Here is a 21,471-nt window from a genome sequence, read left to right as displayed (position 1 = left end):
CTTTTTCTTATTCTTCTGCTGCATCATATACAATTCTGCCTTCACAGATAGTCATCATTACTTTACCGGTTACTTTTCTGCCGTGGAATGGTGTATTCTTTGCTTTCGACCAGAACTTGTTCTTATCAATGGCATAAGTGCATTCTGGATCAAAAAGCATGACATCTGCCATACTTCCCTCTTCCAAAGTTCCCTTCTTCAAATGAAGAATCTGTGCCGGGTTATAGCTCATCTTCTCTACCATCTGCATCGGTGTTAAGTATCCCCCCAGCACAAGTTCTGTATAAGTCAGTGCTGCTGCAGTTTCCATTCCAACGATTCCAAATGGAGCCTTTACCATGCTGTTATTTTTTTCATCTGCTGTATGCGGTGCATGGTCTGTGGAAATGACTTCCATGGTTCCATCGGAAAGTCCCTTTTTCAATGCCTCCACATCCTCTTTACGGCGGAGTGGTGGATTCATCTTATAATTGGTATCTCCCTCTGCCATATCATCTGATGTCAGTGTAAAATGATGCGGACATACCTCTGCTGATACCGGAATATGCTCTAACTTGGCATATTTTACCATGTTTACACTGTTCTTTGTGGAGCAGTGGCAAAGATGCAGATGTGCACCGGTATCTTTGGATAACAGGATATTTCTTGCAATCATGATATCTTCTACGGAATTGGTAATTCCAGCCAGTCCCCAGCGTTTTGCATTCTCATCTTCGTTGACCACACCGGAGCCAACCAGATTCTTATCTTCGCAATGTGACAGTACCGGAATGTTACAGTCTCTTGCTACCAGCATGGCATCTCTTGCAAGAAGTGAATTCATGACTGATTTGCCATCTTCACTGATTGCAGGGCTTCCTGCCTCCGCCATCTCTTTGATGTCAGCTAATTCCTCTCCCTGCTGTCCTTTTGTTATAGCGCCAACCTGTAATACATGCACCAGTCCGACACTTTCTGCCTTATGATGTACATAACGTACCACATCAGCATTATCTACCACCGGCTTGGTATTTGGCATTGCAAGTACCGTGGTATATCCGCCTCTTGCTGCGGAACGGGTTTCTGTTTCAACATCGCCCTTATGGGTAAATCCTGGATCCCGCAAATGCACGTGCATATCAACGAGTCCCGGCATTACATACAGTCCTTTGGCATCAATAGTCTTCTCTGCCTTTTTTTTGATATTTTTCCCTCTTTTGGTAATGACTCCATCTTCTATGAAAAGGTCCATTACATCATCTGTTTTCGTAGCCGGATCTAAAATGCGGCCACCTTTTATTAAGATTGTCATGTGGAATACCTCCTGTTGCTCCTATTTTAGCATACAAGCAGTTTTGGGGCAATCTGCTCATGCATGTATTTTCTCAAATAGCGCCGGAGGTACATATGCTTCTATACGAATTCCCTCCGGCAGATATTCTTCTGCTATTAATTCTCCTGTTTCTCTTATCTGCTGCAGCAATCCACCCTTGTCATATGGCAGCACTGTCTCAAGATAGCGCTTGTTCTCCCGCAGTATCCGGGCAAGACAGTCTTTCAGTTCTTCTAAGCCATCACCTCTTGCTGCAGATACCCGTAAAGTAATATCTGCCCTGCCATCCCGCAATGGTTCCCGGTCTGTAATAGCATCCTGCTTATTAAACAATGTCAGTATCTTTTTATCTGTAACCTCTAACTGGTGCAATGTCTCATATACAATATGCATCTGCTTGGCAGCCTGTGGATTGGATGCATCCACCACATGAATGATAAAATCTGCATACTTAGCTTCCTCTAAAGTACTACGGAAGGCATCAATCAGATGATGCGGCAGTTTCCGGATAAACCCTACCGTATCCGTAAGCAAAAGCTTCTGGCTTCCCGGAAGTTCTAACATTCTGGTAGTCGGGTCTAAGGTTGCAAAAAGTTTATCCTCTGCAAGAATTCCAGCTCCGGTCAGAGCATTTAAAAGGGTTGATTTACCGGCATTGGTATACCCTACAATCGCTGCCACTGGAACATGATTCCGCTGTCTTGCCACACGATTCACTTCCCGGTGTCGTTTCACTTCCTCTAACTCCCGTTTGAGCTGGCTGATTCTTGATGCAATCAGACGACGGTCTACCTCTAACTTTTTCTCTCCCGGACCTCTCGTTCCAATTCCTCCTCCCAGCCTTGACATACTCTTTCCTATGCCGGAAAGGCGACTCATGCGGTAACGAAGCTGTGCCAGTTCCACCTGTATCTTTCCTTCACTGGTAGATGCTCTGGCAGCAAAAATATCAAGGATAATTAAGGTTCTGTCCATCACTTTTACGTTCAGGGCATCCGAAAGATTCCGAAGCTGTGCCGGGCTTAGTTCGTCATCGCAGACAATTCCTGTTGCATTGGTCCATGCAATTTCATCCAGCAGATCTTCTACTTTTCCGCTACCAATATAAAGCCCCGGATGTATTGTCTGACGGTTCTGGATTACCCTGCCCACCGTTACTGCTCCGGCAGTCTTCACCAGCTCCTCCAATTCATCCAGGGAGTCTTCTGTATCATCGCCATCCTGGCTGCTTACGCCAACCAGGATGACTCTTTCTTCCATTTCATTGTTTTCAAAAAATTCAGGCATAAAATATCCTTTTCTTACTTTCTGTTTACGCAAACACACTCTGTCCGTTCTGGGATAATCCTGCAGAAATATTTAAAATTGAAGCAAAATCATTCTGTAATTCATTTGAGCATTTCTCTGCTTCCTGATAAATTTCTTCTGCTCTTTCCGCATTTTCATCGAACAGTGCCTGCTGCACTTCTTTTCCATAGCCATGGAATCTTCTGTGTTTCTCTGCCAGCGCATTCCAGACCGGTGCAATTGCCGGATTTCCCGGATGCATGGAATGGTAAAAATGACCAAAGCCGCATTTTGTATCATCAAATTGTAACGGAAGGACATTCTTCTCAGTTACCATGGTATGTAAAGTCTCAAGCCATGCCCTATGTGCTTCCATTGCTTTTTGTACATAAGTATCAAAAACTGCATTATCCATACGGTAAAATGCATCACGGCTCATTTCTCCTATAACCTTCGCCACATTATCCATACCCGTTTCAACCTGGGTTAATGGTTCTAACGAACCTTTTAAATTTACATTTATAACGGTCAGCAATTCTGCATCATTGCTGAGATTACTGCACTGGTCCTCAATACAGGACACCTGGGTTTCCAGCACATTCATGGAGCTGCTGATTTCTTCACTGATACCAGCAAGGGAACCAATCGATTCGCTGATGGTTCCAACATTTTTCTTGTTCTCGTCATTAATATTCCATACAGCATTAATCTTCTGATCAATATTGTCAAGAGATGTAATTGCAACATCCACACTCTTAGAACTCTTCTCAGAAGCATCGCGGATTCCTTCTACGAATTCACCCATATTTCCGGTTAACTGCTTGGTTCCCTCTGCCAGCTGACGTATTTCTTCCGCTACAACGGCAAATCCCTTTCCTGCTTCTCCTGCTCTTGCTGCCTCGATTGATGCGTTCAATGCCAGCAGGTTGGTCTGTTCGGAAATTGCATTGATGCCTTCAATGACTTCATTCATATGATTGATAACATCCATCAATGCATCCATATTTTTCTTCATTTCTGTGGATTCTGAGATTGCATCTTTGGACAAATCCCGGATAGCTGTCAGTTCTTCCTGGCCATTCTCTATCTTCTTATAAATATCAGTAGTTTTCTCTGATACATCAATAATTGTATTGGTCAGACCCTCATGGGAATTTCTTACTTCCTCTGCAATACTGGATGTTTCTGCTGTTGCATCATGGATTGTCTTTGTTGCTGCATTGACATCTTCTGCTGCCGTTGTCATCTTTACGGTATCATGTCCAACTTTCAGACCCAAAGCACTCATTGTCATAACTGCCTTCATATCTTCCCCATATACCTGTGCAAGCTGACGTCTGCCAGCGTTCATTCGCTCATACATATTCTGCAGTTCCGGTAAACCTGCAGCATAATTCTCTTCTTTCATCTCACTGATTGACTGAACCAGATTTACAATTTTTTTGTTCTTTCCCAATGCCATATATTTCCTCCAATCAATGCACTTTCTGTGCATTACGTTATACTACTAATTTTGTACTGAATCTTACCGATTGTCAACGACATTTTGTGATATTTTTCCAAAAAGTCCAACCTTTTTTGCAATTTCTTTATGCAGAAAATATTTTCAAAAACATTACCAATGCCTGATAATCTCCCATATCTGCCAGTTCTCTTGCGGAATGCATGGCAAGCATTGGAATTCCAATATCCGCCCCCTGCATTGGCAGGTAGGAAACCGCAATTGGTCCAAGGGTCTGTCCACCCGGCATGCCCGAACGGTTTACCTGCACCTGATATGGAATATCTGTCTTTTTACAAAGCTGCATCACCACCGCTGTTGCCTCACTGTCAGAAAGATACCGCTGGCTGGCAGAAGTCTTTACGGTAATTCCTTTTCCCAATATCACATCATTCGTAATATCTGATTTATTTGTGTAATTCGGGTGTACAGCATGAGCTCCGTCTATAGACAAGAGAAAGCCTCCCCGGAGCATATCATTTACCTCTGTTTCTGCCATTCCAAAGGCTGCACCAATCTTCATTATGATATCCTTAAGAAGACTGCTGTCTGCTCCCTGCTTGGAGCGGCTGCCGATTTCCTCATTATCAAATAATCCTGCCACAACCAGTGAATCTCCGGTCGTTTTTTCACACATTGTCTCCACAATTGCTGCTACCGATGCCAGATTATCGATTCTCGGAGAAGAAAGAAGCTCCTTATCACTTCCTATTAATTCCGGTTCATCCATATTGGTAAGGAATAAATCATAGCTTAAAACCTCATTTGCCTCTGCCCCAAGATGCTCTTTTAAGTAATCCGTAAAGAAATTCTCTGTAACGTCTCCGTCCCGCTCTATTCCAAACAGTGGAAGCAGTTCTCTTTGCATATCATATTCCTGTTTTCCGCCTGCCTCACGGTTCAGGTGTGGTGCTAATGACGGAATCACTGCTGCCGGTTCCTCACTTCCGAAAAGCTTTACTTCCGGTGCAAATGGATGTTCCGATTCTAATACCACTTTCCCATAAATTCCAAGTGGACGGTCAAACCATGTATTTTTGAGCATACCGCCATATGGCTCCACATTTAACTGCCTGTAATCCTTCGTCTTCACTTCAGGATTCGGTTTTATTTTAAAACATGGAAAATCTGTATGAGCCAGCATCAGGCGGAGTGCCGTCTTTCTGTCCAGCTGTTCCGGAACAGCGAATGCTGCTACCATACCGGAATACGGTCTTACATAGTATTTACCGCCTGCATGAAGCTGCCAGGATTCCTGTAGCTTTAATTCTTCATACCCTGCCTCCTGTAACTGCTTTCCTGTCCATTCTGTTACATGATATGGTGATTTTCCCTTTGACAATAGTTCTGTTATTTTCTGCATGCCATACGCCTTCCTTACATGAATCTGTCTATTACAAGTGCCACTCCGTCTTCATCATTGGAGGTGGTAATATAATCTGCGACCTCTTTTACCTCCGGCTGTGCGTTTGCCATTGCCACACCAAGCCCGGCAAATGCAATCATAGACTTGTCATTAAAGCCATCTCCACAGCAGATCATCTGCTCCTTCTTTTCTCCCAGATATTCTAACAGTTTTCCAAGAGAATATGCCTTATCAATGGATGGTGGAACAATTTCTAAGAAAAACGGTTCTGAGCGAAAAATGTTTAATTGTTCTCCAAAGGTCTGCCGCATCACATCCTGTGCTTTTGCAATCTTTTCCGGTTCTCCTGTCATCAGGAATTTATTTACCGGATAATCTACATATTCTGCGAAATTATCTACCTCTTCCATCGGCATTCCGTTAATTTTTGCCTCGATACTGCTGTATTCATTCACTCCGTTTCCATGGATGATGGTATTTCCTTTATAAGTAAGCACGCCCACACCCAGTCTGCATGCCTGCTCATACACTGCCGGCACCAGTTCTACCGGTATTGTCTTATTGTATACAATCTCTCCGGTCTCATAATTAATAATCTTTCCACCATTAAATGCCAGTACAAATCCGCCATAGCTCTTCAAATCCAGTTCGTCTGCCAGCTTTACGATGCCCCCGGTAGGACGGCCGGATGCCAGCACTACTTTTTTCCCTTCCTTTTGAATCCGCATCAGTGCGTCTTTCGTCTTTGGTGTAATGACTTTCTTTGAATTGGTTAAGGTGCCATCTAAATCCAGCACGATAATCTCATAGGTTTCGCTCATTTTCGTATTGTTCCTCTCTGCCTTTTTCCCTCGTTTTCCTGTCCCATACATTTTGCCCTTTTTGCTTAACGTGTCATCAAAAACAAGTATTCCCGGGCAGCTTCTTCGTCATTCGGATAATTCTTTGTATAATCCTCCATCTCGCTTTTTGCAGATGCGAAATCTCCGCTCTGTTCATATGCCAGTATCAGATTACGCTGCGCCTCCTGCTTCTGTGAGCCTGCATCTAAATCCAGTGCCATCTTAAGATAGTTTATTGCACTATCATAATTACCTTTTTCTAATTCCATTCCTCCCAGACAAATCAATGCTGTCGGATTATCCTGGTTTTCATCAATATATTCTTTATATAATCCGGCTGCCTTCTCATCTTCGCCTTTCACTTCATAGAGCTGTGCCATATACAAAGAAGCTTCCGTGCTCTTTTTATTAATAGCTGTCGTAAGCTCTGTTTCCGCATTATCATAATCTCCCAGTAATAGATAAATTCTGCCTCTCTGGGCATAGTCCTCCGCTGATTTACCACCTGCTTCAATACCTTTTTTCAGATACTCCTGACCTTCGGTCTGCATTCCTGCGGCATAACACTCCTGGTACAAAGCAATATACATTTCATAGTCACTGCCGGCATACTGTGCTGCCAGATTAAAATTTTCTTTTGCTTTATCCATGTCATTTTCTTTCCGGTACAGTTCTCCTAACAGGAAATATGCCTGGGCATTTTTCTTGTCATAATTGATTAATGCCTGATATGTCTCAATGGCATCCTCTTTCTTTCCTGCGGCATACTGTGCTGCTGCTTTATAATAACAGGTATCTATTTCTTCTTCTCCCACAACTGCCAGCGACTGGTCCAGTGCATTCTGAAATGCATCAATGGCGCCTTCATAGTCACCCTCCTGCATACAGTTGATGCCTATCTGCCGATATGCATCTTTATTATTCTGTGTCTCATCCTCCTCACAGCCGGCCAACAGTAGTCCTGTGGCAAGTACAACTGCCATATATTTTATTTTCTTCATAATTGCCTCGCTTTCATCCGCTTTAGTATAGCAAATTAAGGTTCTTCTTTCAACCTCGCCCCGGCTTGTTTTTCTTCGTTTCCTGTGATACACTGCAAGAAAAATCATGAGTTATTCTCATGCATATGGTTAGGCGATTGCGAAGCGGGACAGAAAGATGATTGCCCCAATAATATCACGGATTCACAGGGGATTATCTTTCGCTACGAAATACCACAGTTCTAAAATGCGTGTCTTTCTTTTTGCTATTAAAACAGTCTTTCCAATGTTTGTCAGAATATCGGCACGGTTCGCCGAAGCACAGATGCCTGATAAGGGCTGTTAGGGGCACTGGGAATTTTGTCTGGCAACAGGCAACGCTGGTACAGGGATGTACCAGCGAGGCACAATTGAACATGGATGTGAATTTGTGCCGGTTGCCAGGCAAAAGAAAAAGTATGCCGAAATTCCCAGTGCCCCTTGCAGGCATTATGTGGCATCTGTGCCCGGCGGACAGCGTCGATATTCAGCCAAAGCAACCGGAAAGACAGTTTACAATTAAGAAAAACACGCATTATAAGAACTGTTGGCATTTCATACCGGATAAAGATAAATCTCCTGTGAATCCCGTAATATTCTTCCGGCAGCTCCTGTCCCCTTTCGCAATCGCCTAACCAGAATCAGATAAGAAAAGAGGTTTTACTATGTCAGAAAACGAAGCAAAAGAAACCATGCAGGACTTTGAAGCAGAGCTTGAGGCTTCCTTCCGGAAAATCAACGAAGGAGACATCTTAACCGGAACCGTTATCTCTGTGGATGAAGACGCCATCACATTGGACTTAAAGTATTATGCCCCGGGAATCATCAAAGCAGATGAAGTCAGCAACGACCCATCCTTTGTCATTGACGAGCACATTCATCCGGGAGATGTCTTAGAAGCAACGGTCATCCGCCGGGATGATGGAGAAGGCAACATTTTACTTTCCATGAAAGAAGCCAACGAAGTGCTTGCCTGGGATAAGTTAAAAGAGCTGTTGGAAAACGAAACCGTTGTTACCGTAAAGGTCAGTGAAGCGGTAAAAGCCGGTGTGGTTGCATACCTTTATGGCATTCGCGGATTTATTCCGGCTTCACAGATTACCACAGCCTATGTAGAAGATACCGAAAGCTATGTTGGCAAAGAATTAGAAGTCCGTGTCATTACTGTAGACGAGGAAGATGACCGTCTGGTGCTCTCCGGTAAATCCGTTGCTCTTGAAAAAGAAGCAGAAGAGAGGAATCACAAGATTGCCATGTTAGTTCCGGGCAGTATTGTAGAAGGAACCGTGGAAAGCCTGATGCCATATGGTGCATTTATCAACCTTGGGGACGGACTTACGGGACTTGTCCACATTTCCCAGATTTGTGAACGCCGTATCAACAAGCCTTCCGAAGTATTAAAGGAAGGACAGCATGTAAAAGCCAAGCTTTTAAATACCAACGACGGCAAAATCAGCTTAAGCATGCGTGCATTGGAAGAAGAAATGGTAGATACTTCTGTAGAAGAAAAAGAAGACTTATCCACCTACACCTCTGATGAAAGTGCTTCTACCAGCCTTGGCGCACTGTTAAAGGGATTGAAGCTCTAAGTCGTATTTCATAAAACGCAACAAGGGACAGATATTTCTATCTGTCCCTCATTGTTTTTAAAGGTTGGAGAATACTTTTATCAAAATTTAGTCTAATTTCCAAATATCTTTGTTGTACTGCTCAATTGTACGGTCAGATGAGAAGAAGCCGGCTTTGCTGATGTTTGTCAGCATCATTTTTGCCCATGCTTTTCTATCTTCATAATCTGCAAGCATTTCATCTTTCTTTGCACGATAAGATTCGAAATCCGGAAGAGTCATGAACCAGTCTTTGTTGATTAACTCATTGAAAAGTCTCTCTAAGTTCTCTGCATTTCCGATTGCTTTCATTTCATCACTTACGATGAAGTCGATTGCACGTTTGATATCTGCATCATTATCATAATACTTGCGTGATACATAATCAGCTTTTGCGTAATGCTCAATTACTTCGTCAGAAGACTCTCCGAAGATGTAGATGTTATCATCTCCTACTAACTGATGCATTTCTACGTTTGCTCCGTCCATGGTTCCGATTGCTACTGCACCATTTAACATGAACTTCATGTTAGATGTTCCGGATGCCTCTTTAGAAGCTAAGGAAATCTGCTCATGGATATCTGCTGCCGGGATTAATTTCTCAGCTAAAGTAACATTGTAGTTCTCTACCATAACAACCTGTAAGTATGGGCTTACTTCCGGGTCATTTGCAATTAACTGCTGTAAGCAGAGAATTAAATGGATAATGTCTTTTGCAATAATGTAAGCCGGAGCTGCCTTTGCGCCAAAGATTGCAGTAATCTTTCTTGCCGGTTTCTTTCCTGCTTTGATTTCAAAATATTTGTTAATTACATAGAGTGCATTCATCTGCTGTCTCTTGTACTCATGTAATCTCTTAATCTGAATATCAAATACTGAGTTCTCATCTAAGTCGATGTTCTGTGTTGCCTTTAAGTAGTTCTTAAGAACAACTTTGTTCTCAGTCTTGATTGCAAGTAATTTATCTAATACTGCATCATCATTTACGAACTGTCCTAATTTTTCCAGTTCCATTGCATCTTTCTTGAATCCTGGTCCAATCAGTTCTTCGATTAAGGATGTCAATCCCTTATCACAGTGTAATAACCAACGACGGAATGTGATACCGTTTGTCTTGTTATTGAACTTCTCAGGATAAATCTTGTAGAAGTTATTTAACTCAGAATCTTTTAAGATTTCTGTATGAAGGTATGCAACACCATTTACGCTGAATCCGTAGTGGATATCCATATGAGCCATGTGTACACGTTTTTCATCATCAATGATGTATACAGACTTGTCATCATATTTAGCAACTACACGGTTGTTTAATTCGTAGATGATTGGCATTAACTGTGGAACAACTTTCTCTAAGAAAGAGATTGGCCATTTCTCTAATGCTTCTGCTAAGATGGTGTGATTGGTATATGCACAACACTTGGAAACGATTGCAATAGCCTCGTCCATGCCGATTCCTCTTTCCATTAACAGACGAATCATCTCCGGGATTACCATAGATGGATGGGTATCATTAATCTGGATTACTGCATAATCAGCAAGATCATGCAAGTTACATCCTCTTTCTACTGCCTCATCTAAGATTAACTGTGCAGCGTTGCTTACCATGAAGTACTGCTGGTAAACACGAAGGAGACGTCCCTTGTCATCGCTGTCATCCGGATATAAGAATAATGTCAGGTTTTTCTTGATATCCTCTTTGTCAAAGTCAATTCCATCCCCAACGATGCTCTCATCTACTGTTTCGATATCGAATAAATGAAGCTTGTTGGTTGTGTTTTCATATCCGGTAACATCAATATCATATAATTTTGAAGTTACATTAAATCCACCAAACTGTACCTGATAGCTCTTATCTGTCTTTGTCAGCCAGCTTTCATCCTGAATCCAAGGATTCTTGGTTTCTTTCTGAAGGTTGTTTTCAAATACCTGTTTGAATAATCCGTAATGATAGTTAAGTCCAACTCCATCACCGTTTAATCCTAATGTTGCAATAGAATCAAGGAAGCATGCTGCAAGTCTTCCAAGACCACCGTTACCAAGTGATGGTTCCGGCTCAACCTCTTCAATTGCACAGATGTCTTTGCCATTTGCTGCAAGTACATCTCTCACTTCATCATATACGCCTAAATTAATCAGGTTGTTGGAGAGAAGTTTTCCAATTAAGAACTCTGCGGAAATATAATATAATTTTTTCTTTCCGTTGTGGTTTTCTTTCTTCTCAGCCATTGCTTTTGTCATCTCTAATAATGCGAAGTATAATTCTTCATTAGAGCAATCAGCAATTCCCTTGTTATATTTCTTTGTTACGATTTCCTGTAAATTCATTTTTGACCCTCCGTAAAATTTGAATTCAGTTCGTTCTCTTATGTATGCATTATCTAACATTTCTTTTACATTTTCTTGTAATATACCGATCAAAAGTGGTACAATACTATCATATTTCGGTGATTTTAGAAAAAATCACTTTTTTGTACATTTTGACGAAAGGCGTTTTCCATGAATATTCTCGAATATGAAAATTACCAGGAAAAGAAATCACATGGTTCAGAAAGTTTCCCATATATCACCTATCCCTGTTCAATTCCCTTAGATTTTGAGCGGGTGCCTGCCCACTGGCATGATGAAACGGAAATTATCTACATCAAAAAAGGCTGCGGACTGATTACCGTAGATTTGGAAGAATACCCGGTTCAGGAAGGAAGTATTCTTCTGATTCTTCCGGGACAGGTTCATTCCATTGAACAGTATCTCGATTACAAAATGGAATATATTAATATTATTTTTAAACTGGAAATGCTCCTTGCCAAACAGACAGACATCTGTAACAGCCGCTACTTTACACCGCTTTTAGACGGCACACTGCGGCTTACCACACATTTTACACCGGGTATGCCATTCTATAACGAGGTTGCCGGCTGTATCAATGCTGCGGATGAAGTCTGCAGGACCAATCCCCCGGCCTTCCAGCTTGTGATTAAAGGACAGCTTTTCCTGCTCTTTTCCATTCTGATTTCTAACTGCTGCGAAACAAGTGTCGCCCGCAAGAACCAGAAATCCCTGGAAAAAATGAAACGCATCATTAAATATATTGAGACAAATTATGCCAGTAAAATTTCCATTGAAGAAATGGCAGATGCGCTGGACTTAAGCCAGTCTCATTTTATGAAGTTTTTCAAAAATACCATGGGAACTACTTTTACAGAATATTTAAATGATTACCGGCTGACCATGGCCAGCCGGCTGCTTATTTCGTCTGAAGCTTCTATATTAGACATTGCCGCTGAAGTAGGCTTTGACAACCTCTCTTACTTCAACCGGCTGTTTAAGAAACGCTTTTATGTTACACCCCGTGAGTACCGGAAGCGTTTTGCAGGATAAGTTCTTTTACTTTTTTCATATCCATTGCAGGCAGGTAATAGGTACTGTCCGGCTTTTTGTCATCTTTTGGAGAAATATTCGAATGAATGTAAAAAGTGTCAAGGCCTGCCTCTTTGGCCCCGTTGATGTCACAACGTACATCATTTCCTATCATCAGTGTTTTCTTCACATCCAGATGATACTTTTCTATCAGTTGTTCAAAAAAACGGATGTCCGGTTTCTTGGTTCCATAATCGGATGAAATTAAAATATCGTCAAAATATTTTGTAATATCCAAATAATTCATCTCATATTCCGTAAAGATTCTCTGGGCATTGGATAAAAGATATACCTTTTTACCACATTTTTTCAATGCTTTTAATAATTCTCTTACGCCATCATAAATCCGCACATACTCCATGGTCAGTACCCGGAAGAACTGTCCGGTATGAACTGCCAGCGCATCATCAGCCTTTATCCCCTTCTTCGCATAAAGCTCTTTGAATACTTCTTCAATACGAATCTCCGGAAATGCCTCATGGGCATAGTGTGGCTCCTTTTCCAACTCTCCCTTTAAATCTGTCTCTTTGCTTTGAATCAATGCCAGATAAGATTCCTGTAATTCCTGCGGGTCATATAAAGCTCCATGAAATCCGTAAAACAGACTCAGTTTTTCCCATACCTTAGCATCGTTTTCCTCTGTATGGATATCTACCAGTGTTCCATACAGGTCAAACACATAATTGTCGTACATATTACCTTCCATCCCCTACTTTTATTTAAACATCTTTGTCTTAGCAAAGATTAATGCAACAATGAGACTGCATACCACTGCGATTAATACGATAATAAGAAATCCATAAGGACTCTCTGCGAACGGCATTCCCTTTGCAGCCACATTCATGCCATATGCTGAGAATATCATAGTCGGAACAGAAAGTACAGCTGTAATTATGGCAAGCACCTTCATTACCACATTCAGATTATTGGAAATAACGGATGCAAAAGCATCCATCATTCCGCTCAAAATACCGCTGTAAATATTTGCCATCTCAATTGCCTGCTTGTTTTCAACAATAACATCCTCAAGAAGTTCTTCATCTTCCTGATATTTTTTAATATTGTCATTTTTAAATAATTTTTCCAATACCACCTCATTGGAGCGGAGTGCTGTCGTAAAGTAAACCAGACTCTTTTCCAGTTTCAAAAGTTCGATTAACTCCCGGTTCTGTGTGGACTTGTGCAGCTTGTTTTCCACAATTTCGCTCTGGCGGTCAATACTTCTTAAGTACTGTAAGAAAAGAGAGGATGTCCGGTACAAAATCTGAAGCACAAAGCGGGAACGCATGGCAGGATTAAAATCCCGCACCGTGCCATTGGCAAATGCTTCTAATATCGGAGTCTTCTCAAGACTTACTGTAATGACTGCTTTTTTTACCACAAAAATAGAAAGTGGAATGGTATCATAAAGTTCCTTATCATTATGGGTTTCAATATTCGGGATATTAACCAATACCATAGTATAATTCTCATCTGTTTCAATACGCGAGCGCTCGTCCGTATCCAGTGCGGAACGCATGGCATCTGCATCAATTCCATACTGATTTACCATTGCTGCGACTTCTGCCTCTGTTGGATTTACAAGGGAAATCCAGCAATCCTCCCCTGGTGATTCAATTTCGGTGATACGGTTCTGTTCACTGCAATAGTACTTAATCATCTTTCCACTTCCTTTCTCTTCTTTTCCTGTAAAAAAAAGTCCCCATCAAAGCCGGAACACTTTGACAAGGGAATCTTGCTTAATCCTTTTTTAGTATATTTCCACCCCCTTTGTTTGTCAACCCTGGCTCATATATTTTCTCATCTGTAGTAATATTTTCTTCTCCATGCGGCTGACCTGCACCTGACTGGTGCCAAGCTTTGCTGCAATCTGGCTTTGCGTGGCATTTTCAAAATAACGCATCTTAATCAGCTGCTGCTCCCTTCCGGATAACTGTTGCAGCAATTCTTCTATCAGAAGCTTATTTTCCAGTTCTTCCTGCGCATTTTTCTTATCCTTTAACCGGTCCAATAGATAGATTTCACTGCCATCTGACTGATAGACGCTCTGGTAAATGGATTCTACTTCTCCATTGGCTTCCACTGCAAGGACAATCTCTTCCTCCGAAAGCCCGGCTTTTTCTGCCAGTTCCTTTAACTCCGGCTCCCTTCCAAGCATGTCTGTCAGTTCCTTTCTTGCATTGCTGATAAGATAGCCTTTTTCTTTCATGCTCCTGCTGACCTTCACCATGCCATCATCCCTCAGGAAGCGGCGGATTTCTCCCATAATCACCGGTACTGCATAAGTGGAAAAGCATACCTCATAACTTACATCAAATTTATCCACTGCCTTCATCAGTCCGATGCATCCAATCTGAAACAGTTCTTCTTTATCATGTCCTCTTCCTAAAAATCTTTGTACCACACTCCAGACCAGTCCCTGATTTCCAAGCACCAGCGTATCTCTTGCCTGCTTATCCCCTTTGTGTGCCCGTTTGATATAAGCAATTGTCTGTTCCATTCTCCACTTAACTTTCCCGCACCAGATTTTTTTTCATTTTTATAACAGTTCCTTCTCCGACCTTTGACCGTACTTCTACTTCATCCATGAAAGCCTCCATAAAAGAAAAGCCCATACCGGACCGTTCCAGCTCCGGCCTTGTCGTAAAAAACGGCTCCTTTGCCCGTTCAATATCCGCAATTCCCTTCCCGCTGTCTTTTACGGTAATATGTACGGTACTTCCGGAAAGACAGCACTGCATCACTACCGTTCCCTCCTTTTCTTCATAGCCATGGATAATGGCATTGGTTACCGCCTCCGATACCGCAGTTTTAATATCCTCTAACTCATCCAGTGTGGGATTCATCTGGGCGCAAAATGCTGCTACCGCTACTCTGGCAAATCCTTCATTTACGGATAATGCCTCAAATTCCAGTTTCATCTCATTTCTTCTTTCCATATTTACAGCCTCCATTTTCATGCCTCCTTCTTCTCCCCTTCTTTCATCTGAACCAGTTTATGCAGACCTGATACCACAAAAATTTTCCGGATCCGCTCATTCATATTCTCTGCCACCACTTTTCCACCACTGTAATTCATATTCCGGCACCTTCCGATTACCACGCCAATTCCTGAACTGTCCATAAATTCTGTACCGGCAAAATCAAAAACCAGTTTGTTAACCCGGTAAGAATCAATCAGTAAATCTGCCTCTGCCCGCAGCTGTGTGGCGCAATGATGATCCAACTCCTTTGGTACCCGGATGGTAAGACATCCATTTTCTAATTCATACTTAAATTCCATTCTTCTATCCTCCATATACATTACGAAAAAAGAATCTGCCCTGGCACATTCCCGCGCCTGCGGCGGTCGCTTGCGACATCTACCTTATACGCCGCAGTGTGCATCCTCGCGGTGCGTTTTGTAGTTTACAGGAAAGCAATTTCCTGTAAACTACAAAAGACGCCCGGCAATCTGCCTGACGTCTTTTGTAAACTGTTTTTCTTTATTCTGTTACTGTTCTGCATTCTGTAATTCTTCCAGATAGCGGGAAGAATTGGCTGCACGTTCCGTATTCGGATAACCATCAATCACTTTCTGATAGTATTCGATGGCTTTTTCATTCTCGCCCAAATTCCGGTAGGTCTGTGCCAGATAATAAATCGCATTGCCATCCTGGTATGCCTCATCCATCTCTACTACCTTTTCAAATCCGTTCTTCGCTTCTTCATAGTTATAATTACTGTATGCCTGATAACTGTCTGCATAAGTCACCTGAAGATACTGGTCATTTACAGTTGCGTTGATATTCTGATAAATTTCCTTTGCGGTATCGGAAAGGTTTTCTTCCTTCACACCGGAAAGTGCATCTCCTGCTGCTGTAATATCTCCCTCCTGGAAGGATTTATATGCTGAAAGCAGCTGGTCATAGCTGTTAATCTTATTGGAAGTCTCCTCGGAATCGCTTTTTGCAGAAGACACCTGCTGGTTCAGGTCATCAATCTGATTTTCCAGATTGGTAATCTGCTGATTCTTCGTGGTTATGGTATCATTTGCCTGAACCACTGATGTATTGGCATCACTCTTTGCCTTCTGTCTTACACTTGGCACTACAAGGAAACAGGTGACTGCAACACCAATTGCCACCCCAAGCAAAATGGTCAGTATCGTGGCAAAACCTGAAGTATCTTTGAATTTTGTCGGCTGGATAATGAGGTCATTTCCACTCTTATAGGAAATAAGGTCATCTTCTTTCTTTTTCTTCTTACCGCTGTTGGCACTGCGCAGCATCTGATTGGTCTCTTTCATGTAACGCAGTGTAATCGTATTGCTGGAATCAATTTTCATAGCTGCCCGCAATGACTTCTTTGCCTGCTCGAATTTATTCTCTTTCATGTACAAAAGAGCCAGCAGCTGATGTCCCTTTACCAGTCTCGGGTTTAAGGACAATACCTTCTTCAACTGGATAATTGCAAGATCTGTACTATTCTGTCTGCAATATAACAATGCCTGATTGTATTTCTTAATGGTCTGATTTACCGTTTCTAACTGTGCCGGATTCTTCTGCACAGCGTCCAGATAACGTCCTGCATCATTATCCTTTGGCTGAAGGCTCTTACTAATTACCCATTCACCCATGGCAGATACCGCCTCACCGGTCTCAAAAAGTACCAGTCCCAGGAGATTTCTTGCCTGAATGTTCGTCTTATCAAACCGAAGACTCTTCTTAAGACTTTCAATCGCTCCGGATAAATCACGGACATTGCTTCGCTCTAATCCCTGATTATAATAATAATTAGAGGTCATCACAATTTTCTTATATACTTTTACATCAATTCCACAGTTCGGACAACGGTTGTCCCCTGTCAGATCTGCTCCGCAATTATAACATTTCATACTTTACCTCACTTAACGAATTCTACTGTCGTCTTGCTTCTTTCATCATTTCTCTTAAAATGTCTGTCATATCCGTTAAGTCCTGATTGTAAATAGCTTCCTCTGCCTCTTCTACTTCCAGGCTTGGTTTGAATTTCTTTAATTCTTCTTCAAAATCTATCATGCTTCATTTCCTCCTGCTATCTTTTCCAATTCTCCAATCAAATACAGGGAACCCGCACAGAATACCATCTGGTTGTCCTTCCTGTATTCCTTTACATATCTGTATGCCTGTGCACAGTCTTCTATTACTACTGTTTCCCGGCCGTTTGCCATAAATTCATCCTGCAATTTCAATGGGTCAATTCCACGGCTGTCCGGGATGCGAGTCAGTACAATACTATCCCACGAAACTTCCTTGCACAGTACTTTTACTGCTTCTTTATGATTCTTCTCTTCCATCATGGAAAAAAGAAGAACCGGCTTTTCTTCCGCAATCTTCTGCACATTTTTCACAAAGTGGGCAATACCATCTGCATTATGTGCTCCATCAAAATAGATAAATGGCTCTGCCTGCTGCATTCTGCCCATCCATCTGGTATGTTCCATTGCAGAGATAATCTCTGCTTTTCCAATTCCGGTTTCCACCTGAAGGACAGATAACGCCCGATATGCCAGTGACGCATTCATCATCTGATATTCTGCCGGAAACGGGATTTTCAAATCAACAACATCATACCCATTGGTATAACAAAAATCAATAGTTTTCCCGGTTATTTTATGAATTTTAAGACTTTCTAAAGAAATACAGTAATAAGGTGCTCTTTTTGCCCTTGCAGTCTGCCTTATCACTTCTGCCGCTGTTTCATTACTTCCATCAAAGATAACAGGAACGCCTTCTTTGATAATCCCTGCCTTTTCTCCTGCAATTGCTTCAATGGAATCTCCTAAAATCTGTGTATGCTCGAGACTGATAGATGTAATAATCGTAAGCAACGGTTCCTCAAATATATTCGTTGCATCTAACCTTCCTCCAAGTCCGGTCTCTAAAATAAGATAATGTACTTTCCGCTTCTGAAAAAGATACATGCCCATGGCAAAAAGATATTCAAAAAATGCTGGATGCGGCAGTCCTTCTGCTTCCATCTGCTCTACCACCTTCTGCACTGCCTCAAAGCTTTCTACAAATTCTTCCTGACTGCACTTTTCGCCATTGATTACGAAACGCTCTTCCATGCATACAAGGTGCGGAGAAGTAAAGAGTCCCACTTCACATCCATGTTCCACCAGCACCTGATTGATAAATGCACAGACACTTCCTTTGCCATTGCTTCCTGCCACATGGATGATTTCAAACTGATGCTCTCTGATAGAAAGCCTCCGCAGAATCTCTTTCGTATGCTCTAAACTGTTTTTCTTTGTGAACTTTGGTATTTCATATATATAATTGCAAATCTCTTCATAAGTCATTTTTGTCACCACTTTTATAAGTATAATATAGTGGAAAATTTTTTCAAGAGGTTATCCTGTTTCCATAAAAAGTTTTCGCCGCAGAAACTGCGGCGAATCGACAATACCTGTCTTTTAACTTTTGTAACTATTTCATCTGAGCCAGACGCTCCTGTACGGTAGCCATCATCTGCTCATATTTTGCAAGCTTATCTTTCTCTTCCTGAATCTTTGCAGCAGGTGCCTTGCTTACAAACCTCTCATTATTTAACATGCCGTGGGAGCGGGCAAGTTCTTTCTTAAGACGCTCTTCTTCTTTCAAAAGACGCTCTTTTTCTTTTTCCATATCTACCAGGTCTTCCAACGGCATGTATACAACAGCTCCCGGAATAACTACGGATACTGCATCTTCTCCGATTCCTGCCTTATCGGACTGGACATCAATCTCGCTGGCACTGATAAGATTCTGGTATGTTTTCTTCATGCTCTCGAAGGTCTCACAAAGTGCTTTGTCTTCAGATACGATAAATACCTTTGCCTTTCTGGATGGTGGAACATCCATCTCTGTTCTTAAGTTACGGATGCCTTTTACCAGCTCTTTTACATGAGCAAGCATCTCTTCTTCTGCCGAGAAATTCCACTCTTCTTTGTAAACCGGCCAGTCAGCCAGCATAATGGTCTCTTCCTGCGGATTTAAGGTACAGTAGATTTCTTCTGTGATAAATGGCATATATGGATGTAATAATTTTAATGCCTGTCCTAATACAGTACGAAGTGTCCAGAGTGCACTGTTGGCAGCCCTGGCATCCTCGTCTTTCTTATAAGTACGAACTTTGGCAATCTCGATATACCAGTCACAGAATTCATCCCAGATAAAGTCATATACTTTCTGTACTGCAATACCAAGTTCGAATTTATCCATATTTTCTGTTACATCTTTGGTCAATGTATTAACTGCTGAAAGAATCCATTTATCTTCCGGTGCCAGGTCAGAAATTGCAGGCTCTGTTACCTCCATGCCCTCTAAGTTCATCATAATGAAACGGGATGCATTCCACACTTTATTGGCAAAGTTACGGGATGCTTCTACACGCTCCCAGTAGAAACGCATATCATTTCCCGGTGCATTTCCGGTAATCAGTGTCAGTCTCAAGGCATCTGCACCATATTTATCAATAACCTCTAACGGGTCAATTCCATTTCCAAGAGATTTACTCATCTTACGGCCCTGGGAATCACGAACCAGTCCGTGGAATAATACAGTATGGAATGGTGCTTTGCCCATCTGCTCATATCCTGAGAAAATCATACGGATTACCCAGAAGAAAATAATATCGTATCCTGTTACTAATACATCATTCGGATAGAAATAATCTAAGTCTTCTGTTTTCTCCGGCCAGCCTAAGGTTGAGAATGGCCATAATGCAGAAGAGAACCAGGTATCCAGAGTATCCGGATCCTGTGTCATATGGGTGCAGCCGCACTTCGGACATTTCTCCGGTGCGTTCTTAGATACTACCATTTCTCCGCATTCATCACAGTAATATGCAGGAATACGATGTCCCCACCAGAGCTGTCTGGAAATACACCAGTCACGGATATTATCCGTCCAGTTAAAGTAGGTTTTCTCCATACGTTTTGGAAGGAGCTTGATATCTCCATTCTTTACACCTTCTACTGCCGGTTTGATTAAATCATCCATTTTTACAAACCACTGCTGTTTAATCATTGGCTCTACGGTTGTGCCACAGCGGTCATGGGTTCCTACGTTATGGGAATGCGGAACAACTTTTACCAAAAGTCCTTCCTTCTCTAAATCCTCTACCAGTGCTTTCCGGCATTCGTATCTGTCCATGCCCGCATATTTGCCGGCTTTGCTGTTCATGGTTGCATCATCATTGATAACAACGATTTCTTCCAGATTATGACGTTTTCCCACTTCAAAGTCGTTCGGGTCATGAGCCGGTGTAATCTTTACACATCCGGTTCCAAATTCTTTATCTACATAGGAGTCTGCAATAACCGGAATCTCACGGTCTGTCATCGGAAGCTTTAACATTTTTCCGATAATATCCTGATAACGTTCATCATCCGGATTTACTGCTACTGCAGTATCACCAAATAAAGTCTCCGGACGGGTGGTTGCGATTTCTACGAATCTTCCCGCTTCTCCTACTACCGGATAATTGATATGCCAGAAGAAGCCATCCTGTTCTTCATGTTCTACCTCGGCATCGGAAATAGATGTCTTGCAGACAGGACACCAGTTTACAATACGGGAGCCTTTATAAATAAGACCTTTTTCATATAATTTTATAAATACTTCAAGAACTGCATCAGAGCATCCTTTATCCATGGTAAAACGTTCTCTGCTCCAGTCTGCGGAAGAACCCATTTTCTTTAACTGGTTGATGATGCGGCTGCCATACTCATCCTTCCACTCCCAGCATTTTTCTAAGAAGCCTTCTCTTCCGAGGTCATTCTTGTCAATTCCCTGCTTCTTTAAGGAATCAATAACCTTTACCTCTGTTGCAATGGCTGCATGGTCTGTTCCCGGCTGCCATAATGCATTATATCCCTGCATTCTCTTGTAACGGATTAATATATCCTGCATGGTATTATCCAATGCATGTCCCATATGAAGCTGTCCGGTAATATTTGGCGGCGGCATTACAATGGTAAACGGTTTCTTGCTGCGGTCAGCCTGTGCATGGAAATATCCATTGTCTTCCCATTTCTTATAAAGTCGGTCTTCAATCCCTTTTGGGTCGTAGGTTTTTGCAAGTTCTTTGCTCATAATTGTTCTCCTTTTTCTA

18 protein-coding genes are annotated in these 21,471 nt (G+C 42.0%); 2 read left to right on the top strand and 16 right to left on the bottom strand.

What is annotated here, in order from left to right; all coding sequences use genetic code 11:
- Positions 1 to 7: 7 nt before the first annotated feature.
- From DV740_RS12640 to DV740_RS12615, 6 genes are all read right to left on the bottom strand, one after another.
- Positions 8 to 1,291 carry a dihydroorotase gene (locus tag DV740_RS12640; protein WP_118088250.1) on the bottom strand — a complete coding sequence of 428 codons (1,284 nt, stop codon included), beginning with the start codon at positions 1,289 to 1,291 and terminating at the stop codon, positions 8 to 10.
- Between the two features lie 57 nt (positions 1,292 to 1,348).
- Complete coding sequence (gene hflX, locus DV740_RS12635; protein WP_118088311.1) at positions 1,349 to 2,599, bottom strand: GTPase HflX; 1,251 nt, start codon at positions 2,597 to 2,599, stop codon at positions 1,349 to 1,351.
- Positions 2,600 to 2,624: 25 nt separating this feature from the next.
- Complete coding sequence (locus DV740_RS12630; protein WP_158561574.1) at positions 2,625 to 4,061, bottom strand: methyl-accepting chemotaxis protein; 1,437 nt, start codon at positions 4,059 to 4,061, stop codon at positions 2,625 to 2,627.
- A 127-nt stretch (positions 4,062 to 4,188) separates the two neighbouring features.
- Positions 4,189 to 5,463 carry a M18 family aminopeptidase gene (locus DV740_RS12625; RefSeq protein WP_118088248.1) on the bottom strand — a complete coding sequence of 425 codons (1,275 nt, stop codon included), beginning with the start codon at positions 5,461 to 5,463 and terminating at the stop codon, positions 4,189 to 4,191.
- Between the two features lie 14 nt (positions 5,464 to 5,477).
- Positions 5,478 to 6,287 carry a Cof-type HAD-IIB family hydrolase gene (locus DV740_RS12620; RefSeq protein ID WP_118088247.1) on the bottom strand — a complete coding sequence of 270 codons (810 nt, stop codon included), beginning with the start codon at positions 6,285 to 6,287 and terminating at the stop codon, positions 5,478 to 5,480.
- A gap of 65 nt (positions 6,288 to 6,352) precedes the next feature.
- Positions 6,353 to 7,309: a tetratricopeptide repeat protein gene (locus tag DV740_RS12615; RefSeq protein WP_158561573.1), complete on the bottom strand. Its 957-nt coding sequence runs from the start codon at positions 7,307 to 7,309 to the stop codon at positions 6,353 to 6,355.
- A 683-nt stretch (positions 7,310 to 7,992) separates the two neighbouring features.
- Between DV740_RS12615 and DV740_RS12605 the strand changes: the two genes are divergently transcribed.
- Entirely contained in the window at positions 7,993 to 8,916 is a 924-nt protein-coding gene (locus DV740_RS12605) for a 30S ribosomal protein S1 (protein ID WP_118088245.1), read from the top strand.
- Positions 8,917 to 9,003: 87 nt separating this feature from the next.
- Here the strand turns inward: DV740_RS12605 and DV740_RS12600 are convergent, their stop codons facing one another.
- On the bottom strand, positions 9,004 to 11,259 hold the full coding sequence (locus tag DV740_RS12600; RefSeq protein WP_022244419.1) for a glycogen/starch/alpha-glucan phosphorylase: 2,256 nt from the start codon (positions 11,257 to 11,259) through the stop codon (positions 9,004 to 9,006).
- A gap of 171 nt (positions 11,260 to 11,430) precedes the next feature.
- Here DV740_RS12600 and DV740_RS12595 point away from each other — a divergent pair, with 171 nt between their 5' ends.
- Complete coding sequence (locus tag DV740_RS12595) at positions 11,431 to 12,312, top strand: AraC family transcriptional regulator (protein ID WP_118088244.1); 882 nt, start codon at positions 11,431 to 11,433, stop codon at positions 12,310 to 12,312.
- Here the strand turns inward: DV740_RS12595 and DV740_RS12590 are convergent.
- The 9 genes from DV740_RS12590 to DV740_RS12555 all read right to left on the bottom strand — a co-directional run bounded on the left by DV740_RS12590 (position 12,275) and on the right by DV740_RS12555 (position 21,452).
- Positions 12,275 to 13,045, bottom strand: a complete 771-nt coding sequence (locus DV740_RS12590) for an HAD family hydrolase (RefSeq protein ID WP_242986066.1) — start codon at positions 13,043 to 13,045, stop codon at positions 12,275 to 12,277. The genes DV740_RS12595 and DV740_RS12590 overlap by 38 nt on opposite strands.
- Positions 13,046 to 13,066: 21 nt before the next feature.
- Entirely contained in the window at positions 13,067 to 14,011 is a 945-nt protein-coding gene (locus DV740_RS12585; protein WP_022244422.1) for a magnesium transporter CorA family protein, read from the bottom strand.
- Between the two features lie 117 nt (positions 14,012 to 14,128).
- The gene (locus DV740_RS12580; RefSeq protein WP_118088243.1) at positions 14,129 to 14,851 is read right to left on the bottom strand and encodes a SigF/SigG family RNA polymerase sporulation sigma factor; all 723 of its coding nucleotides are present in this window, start codon (positions 14,849 to 14,851) and stop codon (positions 14,129 to 14,131) included.
- Between the two features lie 7 nt (positions 14,852 to 14,858).
- On the bottom strand, positions 14,859 to 15,290 hold the full coding sequence (gene spoIIAB / locus DV740_RS12575) for an anti-sigma F factor (protein ID WP_117697634.1): 432 nt from the start codon (positions 15,288 to 15,290) through the stop codon (positions 14,859 to 14,861).
- Positions 15,291 to 15,307: 17 nt separating this feature from the next.
- A complete protein-coding gene (locus DV740_RS12570; RefSeq protein WP_117697469.1) occupies positions 15,308 to 15,634 on the bottom strand; it encodes an STAS domain-containing protein in 327 nt (108 codons plus the stop codon).
- A 210-nt stretch (positions 15,635 to 15,844) separates the two neighbouring features.
- Positions 15,845 to 17,227 carry a tetratricopeptide repeat protein gene (locus DV740_RS12565; protein ID WP_118088242.1) on the bottom strand — a complete coding sequence of 461 codons (1,383 nt, stop codon included), beginning with the start codon at positions 17,225 to 17,227 and terminating at the stop codon, positions 15,845 to 15,847.
- A gap of 22 nt (positions 17,228 to 17,249) precedes the next feature.
- Positions 17,250 to 17,390, bottom strand: coding sequence for a hypothetical protein (locus tag DV740_RS14980; RefSeq protein ID WP_022244427.1), 141 nt, complete (start codon positions 17,388 to 17,390; stop codon positions 17,250 to 17,252).
- A complete protein-coding gene (locus DV740_RS12560; protein ID WP_118088241.1) occupies positions 17,387 to 18,676 on the bottom strand; it encodes a bifunctional folylpolyglutamate synthase/dihydrofolate synthase in 1,290 nt (429 codons plus the stop codon). Before DV740_RS12560 ends, DV740_RS14980 begins: the two co-directional genes overlap by 4 nt.
- Before the next feature lie 127 nt (positions 18,677 to 18,803).
- Complete coding sequence (locus DV740_RS12555; RefSeq protein ID WP_118088240.1) at positions 18,804 to 21,452, bottom strand: valine--tRNA ligase; 2,649 nt, start codon at positions 21,450 to 21,452, stop codon at positions 18,804 to 18,806.
- Positions 21,453 to 21,471: the final 19 nt, after the last annotated feature.

The organism is Roseburia sp. AF02-12 (assembly GCF_003461765.1).
Lineage (GTDB): Bacteria > Bacillota > Clostridia > Lachnospirales > Lachnospiraceae > Roseburia_C > Roseburia_C amylophila.
This window is presented reverse-complemented; position numbering and strand designations above follow the sequence as displayed.